Here is a 14,183-nt window from a genome sequence, read left to right on the forward strand (position 1 = left end):
TTACTGTTTGAAGTTGAAGTCACTGACCCGTTGCGCATTGTCTTTGCCGATCAGGATGCCGCGGAACATCACGCGCTCCTTGCCGGTATAGCTGCCGGATTGGAAATAGCCGTCGAGAATTTCAACGCCCTGCGCGGCGATCGCCTGCGCCTGCAACATCACGCTGGCGTAGAGGCTGCCGTTGAGAATGGCGTCGCGTTCATCGTTGCTGCCGTCGATGCCCACCACGGTGACATCCTGCCGGCCGGCGGCCTTCAACGCCGCCACCGCCCCCAGCGCCACCGGGCCGTTGCCGCAGATCACGCCTTTGATGTCCGGATGCGCCTGCAGGATGCTGTCCATAATGCGTTTCCCCTCCAGCAGATTGCCCTTGGCGTCCTGACGCGCCACGCTGACCATCTCCGGGTATTGGTCGATCACGTTATGGAACGACTGTGAGCGCGTGACGCAGTTATTGTCCGCCAGGTTGCAGGTCAACTCGGCGTATTTGCCGGTTTCCCCCATTTTTTCCACAAATTGGTTGGCAACATCCGAGCCGGCCTGGAAGTTGTTATGGGTGATCTGTGCCAACGCCACGCCATCGACCGGGATCTCGCGGTTGATCAGCACCACCGGAATACCGGCGTTTTTCGCCTGCTGTACGGCGGCGACGCTGGCCTGGGAATCGGCGTTATCCAAAATGATGCCCTGCACCTTGCGGCCGATAACCAGGCTGATCAGCTCCCCCTGGCGCTTGACGTCTTCGCCGTGTGACAGCACCAGCGTCTGGTAACCGAGGGACTTGGCTTTGGCCTCGGCCCCCTTGGCCTCTGCGGAGTAATAAGGGTTGTCCAGCGAGTTGACGAGAATGGCGATCGTGCCCTTTTCCGCCGCCATGACCGCGGTGCAGGCAAAACCGGTGAACAGGGTAAGGTAAGTGGCTATTTTTCTCATGATGGTGTTCTCTTATCGTTGTGTTGAACATCGTCTGGTGTTGGCGATCGCCGCGGTTGCCGCTTACCAAATGGTAAAACCGCCGTCGATCATCAGATCCGCGCCGGTGATCATGTCGCTGCCGTTACTGGCAAAAAACAGGATCGCCGCTGCGATTTCATCGGTATAAGCAAAGCGCCCCAGCGGGATCAGCTTTTTCATCGCCTCGCCCTTTTCGCCGCACCAGGCCTTCTCCCCCATAGGCGTCAGCACCACGGTGGGCGATAACGTGTTAACCGTAATGCCGTGCGGCGCCCACTCTTTGGCCATCACCTTGGTCATGCCCAGCAGCCCCGCCTTGGCGGAGGTATAAGCACAGTGTTCGTCAATGGCGATGGAGGCCGCCTGCGACGCGATGTTGATGATTTTCCCGCCGTGGCCGGCGGTTATCGCGCGGCGCGCCAGTTCCTGCGAGCACAGGAAAGGCCCGGTGAGATTGACCGCCAGATGCCGCTGCCACTCCCCGAGCGTGACCTCCGTCGCCGGCTGCAAATTGACGTAGCCGGCGCAGTTGACCAGGATATCGAGCCGGCCAAATCGCCGCTGAGCCGCGTTGAAGGCGGCAGCCACCGAGTCGGGATCGGTCACGTCGCAAACCTGGCACAGCACCTGTTCTTCCCCCCACTCTCGCAGCGCCGCCGCGGCCTTGTCCTGTTCAAAGGCCGGGTACATCACCACCAGGCGTGCGCCTTTTTCCAACAGCAGGCGGTTGGCCGCCATCGCGATGCCGCCCAGACCGCCGGTGATCACGACAACCTTACCTGCCAGCGACATCCCGCTATCGACACCGTAGCGTAAATTGACGTCGTATTCGTTCTGATCCATCGCATTCCCCCTATTGCGTTAACTGAGCCTGCAATCCTGCGGCGTCGATGGCATATTGCCGCCGCAGCGCCGCCCGGCTGCTGCTGTGGGTAAATTCGTAAGCCGGCACTCCCAGTGCGGTAAACGGCCGCGACAGCTGATACCGCAGCAACAGTTCACCAATGATGGTACCCAGGCCGCCGCTGAGGGCGTGCTCCTCCATGGTCAGCACCCGACGGTGCGAACGCATCAACGCCACTACCGCCGCCTCGTTGAGTGGCCAGAGCGAAGGCAACGAGACGATGGTCGGGTTTTCGCCCAACGCCAGTACCTTCATCGCCTCATGAGCCACCGTCCCCAGGCAAAACACCAGATTGTCAGAGCCCTGATGCAACACCTCCGGCTCTCCGGGGCGGAAGTGATAGCTCGCGTTCAACACCGGCAGCTTGTCGCTGTCCATGCGGATATAGGCCGGGCCGGGTTGCGCGATGACATGGCGGACAATCTCTGCCGCTTGCCGCGCATCCGCCGGCGCATAGACGCTGAGATTGCCCAGCGTGCGGGCGATGGCGATATCGTTCATGCAGTGGTGGGTCGCCCCCAGCGGCCCATAACCGAATCCGGCATTCAGGCCGAGCATCTTCACGTTAGTTTCGGTGTAGCACACATCGTTCTTCATCTGCTCGTTAGAACGCGCGAACAGAAAAGGCGCGGCGTTGGCGGTAAACACCGTTCGGCCACTGAGCGCCATGCCGGCGGCCATGCCCACCATGTTTTGCTCGGCGATGCCGACGTTCACCACCCGCTCTGGATAAGCCTGCTCAAAAGGTGCAATTTTCGACGTGGACGTGGAGTCCGCCACCATCACGCTGAGATCGGCCCCCGCTCGCTGCTGTTCGATCAACGTCGTCACCACGGCATCGCGTAAATCCTGCATGTTCACCCCTCCAGTTCCGCCAGCGCCTGCGCCAGCTGTTGTTCGTCCGGTACCGCGTGATGCCAGGCGGCAACGTTAGCCATAAACGACACGCCGTGACCCTTTTCGGTATTGGCCAAAATCACCCGCGGCTTATCCTGACTCGGGCGTTGGATCGCCGCCACCAGCGCCGCCGGATCGTGCCCGTCGCACTCCAGGGTTTCGAAACCGAAAGCGCGCCATTTTTCCGCCAGCGGTTCCAGCGGCATGATGGCCTCCGTTTTGCCCGCCAACTGCAGCCGGTTGCGATCGACGATGGCAATCAGGTTATCCAGCTTGAATTTGCTGGCCGCCATTGCCGCCTCCCAGTTGGATCCCTCCGCCAGCTCACCGTCGCCCAGCAGCACAAAAGCGCGGCGATGTGCGCGCCCGGCCAATTTGTTGCCCAGCGCCAGCCCCACGGCGATCGGTAGGCCATGCCCTAAACCGCCGGAGTTAATCTCCACCAGTTCCGGCAGTTTCTGTCGCACCGGATGCCCGGCCAGCAAGGTGTCGTCGCCCATGAACTGATCGAGCACCGCCGGATCGAGCAAGCCCATCGCCGCGCAGCTGCAGTAAAAACCGCCGGCGCCGTGCCCCTTCGACAAAATGAACCGATCCTGATCGGGCCGGGCATTGCTGCGATCCATCACCGCCATATATAGGGTGCAGATGATATCGATTTCCGAAAGATCGGCGCCGGTATGGCCCTTGCCCGCCTTATGGTTCATGGTCACCACATACCGGCGCGCCTGGCGCGCCGTGTTTTTAATCGCTTGGAAGTCCATCATCACCTCTGCTTGAGCGCCTTGATTATCGTTATCGCCGCGAAAACGATCCGTTAACTCGCCTTTGACTTTCGAATGGAAATCATATGCAGCAAAAACGATAATTAATGTGGGCAAGATCAAATTTCAAGCACAAACACGCAACAGGCAAAACCCCAAACCCACAAAACCATTTAATAACAACATGATAAATAGAAAGCATCGCATTGATTCAGTTTTAAAGGCTGAGTTATTCAGACAACCATATATTTTCGAATAAAAATCAATGTAACTTGGCAGGGGTTATCAATAGCTTTATCAATAACCACAAGCTAGAATTCAGCGCATCAATACGGAGAGGCCGTGGCAAAGCCTGCGGCGGAAACTGACAGGTGAAGGAGTTTTGCGATTGAAAAGCAAAAGCGAACAGTTGGCGGAAATGCAGCAACGGCGCGAAAAGATCCTCGACATGATCCGCGAAGACGGCTCGGCGACGGTTAAAATGCTTACCGATACCTTCAAACTGACCGAGGCGACCATTCGCACCGATCTGCGCGCCCTGCAGCAACAAGGCTATGTGCAGCGTTTCCACGGCGGCGCCACCCTGGTCGATGGCAAGCAAAATACCCATGCCATGCTGTTGGAGCGCCAGGTCAACCTAACCGCCAAAGATCGTATCGGCAAGCTCGCCGCCGGTTTTATCGAAGCGGGTGACACCATCATTCTTGATTCCGGCACCACCACCACGGCGATCGCCAATCACCTGAGCCACATCAAGAAACTGTCCGTTATCACCACCGGCGTCAATATCGCGCTGCAGCTGGGCGGCGAGCCGGGCGTGAACATTTTGCTGACCGGCGGCTCATTCAAATTTCCGACGCTCTCCACGTCCGGAGACAAGGCCGCCGGCTTCTTCGAAAACGTACTGGCGCAGAAACTGTTTCTCGCGACGGCCTGCATTTCGCCCCGCCACGGCCTCAGCTTCCCGAGCGAGACCGACATCAAGTTGAAAATGGCGATGATCAACGCCGCCAATACTGTGTATGTGGTTGCCGACTCCAGCAAGATCGATAAGGTATCGATGTTCGCGTTGCCCTGCGACTGGCAGCATATCGACTATTTAATTACCGATAACGGGATCGGCGATGCCGCCATGCAGGCATTTGAAAAGGTAGGCGTCAAGGTCTTGGTGGCAGGCGCCTGACTGGCGCCTGCAAGAAGAGTGCTTATTCCGGCTTGCGTGCCGCGATTTCCTGCTGCTCTTGCGGCGGCGGCGTCAGCGGGCCGAACCAGCGCTGCGCCAGCCAGCAGGTAACCACCACCAGCAGCCAGCTGATCAGCGTGGCCATCGCCAGATCGCGCGGCCAGTGCATGCCCAACAGCAGGCGGCTGCCCATCACCCCGGTGGCCCACATCATCAGCAGCGCGACGGTTTTATAATGACGGCGCGGCCACAGCAGCCCTACGCCCAACAGCGCCCAGGTGGCGGCGAACATGGTGTGCCCCGACGGGAAAGCAAAGCCGGTTTCAACCTGCCAGTGCTTGCGCAGCCAGTTCGGCACCAGCGTCTGATCCTGCAATTGCTCACGCACCAGCGCGCTGCGCTCTTTGCGATGCAGCGAATAGAAATACTTGCCGTCCACGCCGTGAGCCTGCTCCAGCCACACCACAAACGGCCGCGGTTCTTGCACCCGATCCTTGATAAAGGATTTGATCCCCTGGCCGGCCAGCACCGCCACCACCAGCAGCATCGCCAAACCGATAGCCGCTCCGAGCCGAAAGCGCAGGCACCACAAGAACCAACCGCAAAGGATCACGCTGGTCAGAATGCCCCATGGCGAGGTCACGGTTTCTGTCACCCAGTACAGCGCTTTCAGCAGTTGCTCATTGCCGCCGGGTTGCCAATGCCAGCCGGATACCCAGACCGCCAACGGCATCAACAGCAGCAGCAGCGCGCCGCCCGCCGTGCGTTTTGCTATCTCATACATTCCCGTTTTCCTCTGCGTGAATCAGGCTGCAGTGTAACAAGAGTGTAATCTTGATAACACGCTAAAAATTAAACAGATAGGCAACCTCTCGCAATAATAGGTGGCCAGAAAACGCCATCTGCTGGTTTGCTGAGCACCGCCCGGCAAGAAGTTGTGGCAAAATAGCCGATAATTAACGAAACAGAGATCGGCGTAGCACGTTTTAGTCTTGGTCAATGTACCGAACCGGACTTAGGATGCGCGACAATGATTGAATCGTACGATTTTGTGGAGAGTGACATGCAGCTTAAACGGGTGGCAGAGGCTAAACTGCCGACACCTTGGGGCGATTTCCTGATGGTAGGATTCGAAGAACTGGCGACCGGGCATGACCATCTGGCGCTGGTATTCGGTGACATTTCCGGCGAAGCGCCGGTGCTCGCGCGCGTGCATTCCGAATGCCTGACCGGCGACGCCCTGTTCAGCCTGCGCTGCGACTGCGGTTTTCAACTGGAAGCCGCGCTGGAACAGATCGCCGAAGAAGGCCGCGGCATCCTGCTTTATCATCGCCAGGAGGGCCGCAATATCGGCCTGCTGAACAAAATTCGCGCCTATGCCCTGCAGGATAAAGGCGCCGACACCGTGGAAGCTAACCACCAGCTCGGCTTCGCCGCCGACGAGCGCGACTTCACCCTGTGCGCCGACATGTTCAAACTGCTGGGCGTCGACGCGGTGCGTTTGCTGACCAACAACCCGAAAAAGGTCGAGATCCTGACCGAAGCCGGCATCAACATCAGCGAACGCGTGCCGCTGATCGTCGGCCGCAACCCGAAGAACGAACACTACCTGGCGACCAAGGCCGCCAAAATGGGCCATTTGCTCGACCAGAAGTGATCGCCGCCGCGGCGGAAACAATCAGGGCGCCTTGCGGCGCCCTTTTTATTGCTTAATTACAGCATTTTCCTGATCACATAGTGCAGGATGCCGTCGTTTTCGTAGTAGGTCAGCTCATTGCCGGTATCGATGCGGCAACGGGTGTCGATCACCTCCTTGCGCCCGTCGGCATAGGTGATGTGCACCGGCACCGTCTGGCCCGGCTGCAGCTGCTGCAGGCCGCCGACGCTGATCTGCTCATCCCCGGTCAGCCCCAGGGTTTTGCGCGTCACCCCTTGCGGGAACTCCAGCGGCAAAATCCCCATGCCGATCAGGTTGGAGCGGTGAATACGCTCGAAGGATTCGGCGATCACCACCCGCACGCCCAGCAGGCGCGGCCCTTTCGCCGCCCAGTCACGGCTGGATCCGGAGCCGTACTCTTTGCCGGCGATCACCGCCAGCGGCACCTTTTCCTGCTGATACTGCATGGCGGCGTCGTAGATAGACAGCTGCTGCTGCGACGGTATATGGCGGGTATAGCCCCCTTCCACGCCCGGCACCATTTCGTTGCGGATGCGGATATTGGCGAAGGTGCCGCGCATCATCACTTCGTGGTTGCCGCGGCGCGAGCCGTAGGAGTTGAAATCCTGCGGCGCCACGCCGTGCTCGCTCAGGTAGCGCCCCGCCGGGCTGTCGCGCTTGATGTTACCCGCCGGCGAGATGTGGTCGGTGGTCACCGAATCGGCCAGAATCGCCAGAATGCGCGCGTCTTTGATGTCCTGCACCGGATCCGGTTTCACCTTCATGGTACTGAAGAACGGCGGATGGCGGATATAGGTCGAATCCTCCTGCCACTGATAGGTTGCCGAACCGGCCACCTGGATCGCCTGCCAGTTGGCGTCGCCGTCGAACACTTCGCCGTATTCCTTGTGGAACATCTCGGTGCGCACTTCTTCCACCGCCTGAGCGATGTCCTGGCTGCTCGGCCAGATGTCCTTCAAATAGACCGGCTGGCCATCGTTGCCCTCGCCCAGCGGCTCTTTGGTCAGGTCAATCTTCATGCTGCCCGCCAGCGCATAAGCCACCACCAGCGGCGGCGAGGCCAGCCAGTTGGTTTTCACCAGCGGGTGAATACGCCCTTCGAAGTTGCGGTTACCCGACAGCACCGCGCCCACGGTCAGATCGCCCTCTTTGATCGCCTGCTCGATCGGGTCCGGCAGCGGGCCGGAGTTACCGATGCAGGTGGTGCAGCCGTACCCCACCAGGTTGAACCCCAGTTCTTCCAGATAGGCGGTGAGTTTGGCGCTGTCGAAGTAGTCGGTCACCACTTTGGAGCCCGGCGCCAGCGAGGTTTTTACCCAGGGTTTGCTGCGCAGCCCTTTCTTGACGGCGTTTTTCGCCAGCAGGCCGGCCGCCATCATCACGCTCGGGTTGGAGGTATTGGTGCAGGAGGTGATCGCCGCGATCACCACCGCGCCGTCGCGCAGTTCGTGCTGCTGCCCGTCCAGCGTAAAGGTTTTGCTGTCGGTCTTGGCCTGGTGCCCGCCGATATCCAGCTCGGTGGCGGCCTTGAACGCCTGCGGTACATTCGGCAGCGCAACGCGATCCTGCGGGCGTTTCGGCCCGGCGAGGCTGGCCTCTACCGTTGACATGTCCAGCGCCAGCGAGCTGGTGAAGACCGGTTCATCCCCCGGATTGCGCCACATGCCCTGCGCCTTGGCGTAGGCTTCCACCAGCGCGATTTGTTCGGCGCTGCGGCCGCTGAGCTTCATATAGCCGAGCGTAACGTCATCCACCGGGAAGAAACCGCAGGTGGCGCCGAACTCCGGCGACATGTTGGCGATGGTCGCCCGGTCCGCCAGCGGCAGATCGGCCAGGCCGTCGCCGTAAAACTCGACGAATTTGCCGACAACGCCGTGCTTGCGCAGCATTTGGGTCACGGTCAGCACCAGGTCGGTGGCGGTGATGCCCTCGCGGAGCTTGCCGGTCAGCTTGAAGCCGACCACGTCCGGGATCAACATCGACACCGGCTGGCCCAGCATCGCCGCTTCAGCTTCGATGCCGCCGACGCCCCAGCCGAGGATGCCGAGGCCGTTGATCATGGTGGTGTGGGAGTCGGTGCCCACCAGCGTATCGGGATAAGCCACCCGGCGGCCGCTTTCGTCGCTGTGCCAGACCGTTTGGCCGAGGTATTCGAGGTTAACCTGGTGACAGATGCCGGTGCCCGGCGGCACCACGCGGAAACGGTTGAAGGCTTTCTGCCCCCAGCGCAGAAAGGTGTAGCGCTCGTGGTTGCGCTGCATTTCGATACGCACGTTGTCTTCAAAGGCGTTGTCATCGCCGAACTCATCGACGGTAACCGAGTGGTCAATCACCAGATCCACCGGCGACAGCGGGTTCACCTGGTCGACGTTGCCGCCCAGCCGCCGTACCGCTTCGCGCATCGCGGCCAGATCCACCACCGCCGGAACGCCGGTAAAATCCTGCATCAGCACGCGTGCCGGACGGTAGGCGATCTCACGGTCAGCATGGCCGGTTTGCAGCCAGGCGACGATGGCCTTGAGGTCGTCAACCTGCACGGTATCGCCATCCACATGGCGCAGCAGGTTCTCCAACAGCACTTTCATTGATTTCGGCAACCGGTCGATATCACCCAGCTGCTTCGCCGCCAGCGGCAGGCTGTGGTAGTAATATTCGCTATTTAGCGCAACCAGCTTATCCAGACTTGTTTCACGAAGATCGGACGACATAGCTCCTCCATTTCTTATTGTGACTAAAACAGGGTAATCAGTGAGGTCTTGTTTAAAGATACCACAAAGATAACTTAACGTTTTGATAACAACACGATTTGATCACAGCGATAGGCAGGAACAATCAGCGGAAAATAAGTACGAGCGCCGCCAAGGGGTTAGGCAATGCGCCAACAAAAACGCCGCAACGAGGCGGCGATTTGGCAGGGAAGATCTCGCGTTTTTCGCGGGTGGGTGCACCAGGCGGCGGCTTTTCGGGATGATCCTGAGAAACCGGAGGCTGCGGAGGTCCTGGCACAAAAAACCGGTGAGGCGGTTCCCTCTCCGGTTTTTTGGATGTCGTCAACGCCAGCGGTTATTTGATCGGTAGCTTGATGTCCTTGAACATCGCTTCGATTTCTTCATTGGAGCGCAGCGCCACCGCGCTGTCGACCACGTCGCGCGTCAGGTGCGGCGCGAAGCGCTGAATGAAGTCGTACATGTAGCTGCGCAGGAAGGTGCTGCGGCGGAAACCGATTTTGGTGGTGCTGTAAGTGAAGATATCGCGCGCATCTACCGTCACCAGATCCGGATCCTGTACCGGATCCACCGCCATGCTGGCGATCACCCCCACCCCCAACCCCAGACGCACGTAGGTTTTGATCACGTCGGCGTCGGTGGCGGTAAAGACGATGCGCGGCGTCAGGCCGGCGCGGTTGAAAGCGGTGTCCAGCTCCGAGCGCCCGGTAAAGCCGAAGGTGTAAGTGACGATCGGGTAAGCCGCCAGCTCTTCAATGCTGATGCTGCTTTTGCCTGCCAAAGGATGATCGGGCTTCACCACCACCGCGCGGTTCCAGTGGTAGCACGGCAGCATGATGAGATCGTCGTACAGGTGCAGCGCTTCGGTGGCGATGGCAAAATCGGCGGTGCCTTTGGAGACCGCTTCGGCGATCTGCGTCGGCGAACCCTGATGCATGTGCAGTGAGACGCGCGGGTAACGCTCGATAAAGCCCTTGATCACGTTGGGCAAAGCGTAGCGAGCCTGAGTATGGGTGGTGGCGACGTACAACGAGCCTTTATCCGGGTAGGTGTGTTCACCGGCGACGGCTTTGATGGCGTCCACCTTGGACAGCACTTCACGTGCAATGCGAATGATTTCCTGGCCGGCCGGGGTGACCTGGGTCAGGTGTTTGCCGCTGCGGGCGAAAATCTGGATGCCCAGCTCATCTTCGAGCATGCGCACCTGTTTACTGATGCCGGGTTGCGAGGTATAGAGCCCTTCTGCCGTCGAGGAGACATTCAGGTTGTGGTTAACCACTTCCACAATGTAACGAAGCTGCTGCAATTTCATATCTTATACCATCCTAGGTTAAACACTGCGGCTTACCCGCAGCCAGGTATATCGGTGTCGCCCCGGTATGCTGAAACTCACAAGCCATAAACACCGTGTTTTACCCTGATGGTGAAGAAAACGCCGTTGTTAATAAGCTTTAATAATAAAAAAACTTTTTATATAACCACTATACCACGTTGCAGCTTCAAGTATAGATCCGCGTCACACTATGATAACGATTATTTTGCATTGGTATCAACGTGAAACGGCGGTGGCGGAGGGATAAAAACAGCAAAGGATAGATCCGTTTGTCCCTTTTCAGCAATAAAAAAACCAGCCGCCAGGGCTGGTTTTTCATCTTGCAGGCAGGACGGCGGCGTTACTTCTTGCCTTCGACCCATTTGCCGTCCACGTAGAATGCGGACCAACCGGTCGCCTTGCCGTCTTTTTCAGAAGAGACGTACTGCTGCTTGGTTTTGCGGCTGAAACGCACCAGCGTTTTATTGCCTTCGGCATCCGCCACCGGCGCATCGGCCAGATAGCGCAGCTTCTCCGGCAGGCGATCCTTGAAGCGAGCCAGCTCTTCCACCAGCGGCGCGCGGGTCTCGCGCGATTTAGGGAAGGTGTTGGCCGCCAGGAACACGCCGGCAGCGCCGTCACGCAGCACGAAATAGGCGTCTGACTTCTCGCACGGCAGCTCCGGCAACGGCACCGGATCTTCCTTCGGCGGCGCAACATCGCCGTTACGCAGGATCTTGCGGGTGTTTTTGCAGTTCTCGTTGGTACAGCCCATGTACTTGCCGAAACGTCCCATTTTCAGGTGCATTTCCGAGCCGCACTTGTCGCACTCCACCACCGGGCCGTCGTAGCCTTTCAGGCGGAACTCGCCCTCTTCGATCTCATAGCCGTCGCACGCCGGGTTGTTACCGCAGACGTGCAGCTTGCGCTGGTTGTCGATCAGGTAGCTGTCCATCGCCGTACCGCATTTCTTGCAGCGGCGGCGGGCGCGCAGCGCGTTGGTTTCCGCGTCGTCGCCTTCAAGGATATTGAGCACTTCCGCTTCCGGCACCAGATTGATGGTGGTTTTGCAGCGCTCCTTCGGCGGCAGCGCGTAGCCGGAACAGCCGAGGAACACGCCGGTGCTGGCGGTACGGATGCCCATCTTGCGGCCGCAGGTCGGGCAGTCGATGCTGGTCATCACCATCTGGTTAGGCCGCATGCCGCCCTCTTCCGGATCCTTCTCCGCCGTTTCCAGCTGCTCGCTGAAGTCGACGAAGAACTCGTCCAGCACCGCTTTCCACTCGGCCTGGTTGTTGGCGACCTCATCGAGGCCGTCTTCCATGCGCGCGGTGAAGTCGTAGTTCATCAGCTCGCGGAAGTTTTCTTCCAGGCGATCGGTGACGATCTCGCCCATTTTCTCGGCATAGAAGCGGCGGCTTTCCACCCGCACATAACCGCGATCCTGAATGGTCGAGATGATGGAGGCGTAGGTGGACGGACGGCCGATGCCGCGTTTTTCCAGCTCTTTCACCAGCGAGGCTTCGCTGTAGCGCGCCGGCGGCTTGGTGAAGTGCTGGCTCGGGATCAGTTTCTGCAGATCCAGCTCGCTGCCGATTTCGACGTAGGGCAGGGTGCGATCTTCATCGCCTTTGCGCAGCGCCGGCATCACCTTGGTCCAGCCGTCAAAGCGCAGCGTACGGCCCTTGGCGCGCAGCTGATAATCGCCGGCCTTCACCGTCAGCGTGGTGGAATCGTATTGCGCCGGCGTCATCTGGCAGGCGACGAACTGGCGCCAGATCAGCTGATACAGCTTCTGCGCGTCCGCTTCCATATCTTTCAACTGCTCGGCGAGCACGTTCACGTCCGAAGGGCGGATCGCTTCGTGCGCTTCCTGCGAATTCTCTTTGCTGCTGTACTGATTCGGCGCCTTCGGCAGGTACTTATCGCCGAAGTTGTCGCCGATGTAGCCACGCACCATGTTGAGCGCATCCTGGCTCAGGTTAGTGGAGTCGGTACGCATATAGGTGATGTGGCCGGCTTCATACAGCCGTTGCGCCATCATCATGGTTTTCTTCACGCCGAAGCTCAGGCGGGTACTGGCGGCCTGTTGCAGCGTGGAGGTAATGAAAGGCGCACCCGGCTTGCTGCTGGTCGGTTTGTCTTCGCGATCCAGCACCCTGTAGCGGGCTTTTTCCAGCAGCTTGACCGCTGCGTAGGTTTGCTCGCGGTTGACCGGCTTGAACGGTTTGTCATGCGCATGGGTCACTTCCATCTGCAGCGCGGTTTCACCCTTCGCCAGCAGATCGGCATGCAGCTCCCAGTACTCTTCCGGCACGAAGGCCTTGATGTCGCGCTCACGCTCAACCACCAGGCGCACCGCCACCGACTGCACGCGGCCGGCGGACAGACCACGGGCGATTTTTTTCCACAGCAGCGGCGAGACCATATAGCCCACCACGCGGTCCATAAACCGGCGCGCCTGCTGCGCGTTGACGCGGTCAATGTTCAGCTCGCCCGGCTGTTTGAACGCCTGTTGGATCGCGTTTTTGGTGATTTCGTTAAACACCACGCGGCTAAAGCGTTTGTCATCCCCACCGATCACTTCCCGCAGGTGCCAGGCGATGGCTTCCCCTTCGCGGTCAAGGTCGGTTGCGAGATAAATGTGGTCGGCGTTTTCCGCCAACGATTTTAACTCGGCGACCACTTTTTCTTTACCCGGCAGGATTTCATAATGTGCTTTCCAGCCGTGGTAAGGATCGACGCCCATGCGATTTACCAGCGCCGCCTTCTCATCTTTTTTAACTTTTTTCTTGGCTTTGTCTTCGGTTGAGTCAGCGCTCTTTTTGCTGGCTGAGCCACTGGTCGGCAAATCACGGATGTGACCGACGCTGGACTTCACCACGTAGTCACTGCCTAAATATTTATTAATAGTTTTGGCTTTTGCCGGGGACTCAACTATTACGAGAGCTTTACCCATATTTACCTTTACCTAAATTTATTTCTTCTAAAAAGAAGTCTTTTATCTCGCCGTGCCGCGGCAATTCGAGTCTCTTTTTTTATATTGCGGCAGTCTGGCAAGAGATCAACAGATTTTTTTCTTTTGGTTGCCCAATTGCTCAACCTGAACGCAAGTCGTTGATCCTGCCTGCTATTCACTCATGCCCCAGAAGTATGGCTGTGTGAGTTTTATTCATGGCGTAAACAAAACCTTCCACCCGACGCCGCAAAATCCCACACTCTACCTGATAAAAAGCGTCACGCAACCTAATTAGCACGGAAAGACCGATTTCGCCAACCGGCGGCCGCCCATGGCCATCCAGACGGCAAATAAACCTTAGTCGGTTTGCGGATAAAAGCGAACCGGCGTTAGAATATGCGCAGAGTTTTTTGTTTGGAGTCTAATAAATGCGCACCAATACGACACCCATCGGCCGCGAGGCCCTGCTGGCAGAAGCAAATAACATCATCCGCCAACACGAAGATTATCTACACGGCATGATCGCCACCGACGTTGAACAAAAAAGCGGCGTTTTAGTTTTCCGCGGCGAATACTTTTTAGATGCCGACGGATTGCCCACCGCCAAAACCACCGCGGTATTTAATATGTTTAAACATTTGGCCCATCTGCTTTCGGAAAAATACCACCTGATCGATTGAGAATCGGGATAGGGGCTGATCTCACGACCAGCCTCCTCCCACACCACCGTACATACGGGTCCGTATACGGCGGTTCGGTTATGTTGATCGTCGCCTGCCTATAACTTCGGCAGGCCCAGTTTGGTA

At 58.5% G+C, this 14,183-nt stretch carries 12 protein-coding genes; 3 read left to right on the forward strand and 9 right to left on the reverse strand.

Features of this window, described 5'->3' with window-relative positions:
- The 4 genes from M6G53_RS21530 to M6G53_RS21545 all read right to left on the reverse strand — a co-directional run bounded on the left by M6G53_RS21530 (position 1) and on the right by M6G53_RS21545 (position 3,519).
- Positions 1 to 933 (reverse strand): D-ribose ABC transporter substrate-binding protein, encoded by a 933-nt coding sequence (locus M6G53_RS21530; protein WP_253334385.1) that lies wholly within the window; start codon positions 931 to 933, stop codon positions 1 to 3.
- Between the two features lie 63 nt (positions 934 to 996).
- Entirely contained in the window at positions 997 to 1,797 is an 801-nt protein-coding gene (locus tag M6G53_RS21535; RefSeq protein WP_253334386.1) for a GolD/DthD family dehydrogenase, read from the reverse strand.
- 10 nt (positions 1,798 to 1,807) lie between these two features.
- Complete coding sequence (locus M6G53_RS21540; protein ID WP_253334388.1) at positions 1,808 to 2,713, reverse strand: transketolase family protein; 906 nt, start codon at positions 2,711 to 2,713, stop codon at positions 1,808 to 1,810.
- A gap of 2 nt (positions 2,714 to 2,715) precedes the next feature.
- The gene (locus M6G53_RS21545) at positions 2,716 to 3,519 is read right to left on the reverse strand and encodes a transketolase (RefSeq protein ID WP_004930671.1); all 804 of its coding nucleotides are present in this window, start codon (positions 3,517 to 3,519) and stop codon (positions 2,716 to 2,718) included.
- 388 nt (positions 3,520 to 3,907) lie between these two features.
- Between M6G53_RS21545 and M6G53_RS21550 the strand changes: the two genes are divergently transcribed.
- Positions 3,908 to 4,702 (forward strand): DeoR/GlpR family DNA-binding transcription regulator, encoded by a 795-nt coding sequence (locus M6G53_RS21550; RefSeq protein ID WP_253334390.1) that lies wholly within the window; start codon positions 3,908 to 3,910, stop codon positions 4,700 to 4,702.
- Positions 4,703 to 4,724: 22 nt separating this feature from the next.
- Here the strand turns inward: M6G53_RS21550 and pgpB are convergent, their stop codons facing one another.
- On the reverse strand, positions 4,725 to 5,486 hold the full coding sequence (gene pgpB / locus M6G53_RS21555) for a phosphatidylglycerophosphatase B (protein WP_253334392.1): 762 nt from the start codon (positions 5,484 to 5,486) through the stop codon (positions 4,725 to 4,727).
- 279 nt (positions 5,487 to 5,765) lie between these two features.
- Here pgpB and ribA point away from each other — a divergent pair, with 279 nt between their 5' ends.
- The gene (ribA, locus tag M6G53_RS21560) at positions 5,766 to 6,359 is read left to right on the forward strand and encodes a GTP cyclohydrolase II (RefSeq protein ID WP_019452695.1); all 594 of its coding nucleotides are present in this window, start codon (positions 5,766 to 5,768) and stop codon (positions 6,357 to 6,359) included.
- Positions 6,360 to 6,415: 56 nt separating this feature from the next.
- On the opposite strand, the gene acnA is transcribed toward ribA, so the two are convergent.
- The 4 genes from acnA to topA form a co-directional block, all read right to left on the reverse strand.
- A complete protein-coding gene (acnA, locus tag M6G53_RS21565; RefSeq protein WP_253334394.1) occupies positions 6,416 to 9,088 on the reverse strand; it encodes an aconitate hydratase AcnA in 2,673 nt (890 codons plus the stop codon).
- A gap of 355 nt (positions 9,089 to 9,443) precedes the next feature.
- Complete coding sequence (gene cysB / locus M6G53_RS21570; protein ID WP_004930690.1) at positions 9,444 to 10,418, reverse strand: HTH-type transcriptional regulator CysB; 975 nt, start codon at positions 10,416 to 10,418, stop codon at positions 9,444 to 9,446.
- A 221-nt stretch (positions 10,419 to 10,639) separates the two neighbouring features.
- A complete protein-coding gene (locus M6G53_RS21575; protein WP_253334396.1) occupies positions 10,640 to 10,801 on the reverse strand; it encodes a hypothetical protein in 162 nt (53 codons plus the stop codon).
- Positions 10,780 to 13,377, reverse strand: a complete 2,598-nt coding sequence (gene topA, locus M6G53_RS21580; protein ID WP_253334398.1) for a type I DNA topoisomerase — start codon at positions 13,375 to 13,377, stop codon at positions 10,780 to 10,782. Before topA ends, M6G53_RS21575 begins: the two co-directional genes overlap by 22 nt.
- A 428-nt stretch (positions 13,378 to 13,805) precedes the next feature.
- Here topA and M6G53_RS21585 point away from each other — a divergent pair, with 428 nt between their 5' ends.
- Positions 13,806 to 14,057, forward strand: coding sequence for a YciN family protein (locus M6G53_RS21585; protein ID WP_253334400.1), 252 nt, complete (start codon positions 13,806 to 13,808; stop codon positions 14,055 to 14,057).
- Positions 14,058 to 14,183 lie beyond the last annotated feature (126 nt).

The organism is Serratia nevei (assembly GCF_024160145.1).
Classification (GTDB): Bacteria; Pseudomonadota; Gammaproteobacteria; order Enterobacterales; family Enterobacteriaceae; genus Serratia; species Serratia nevei_A.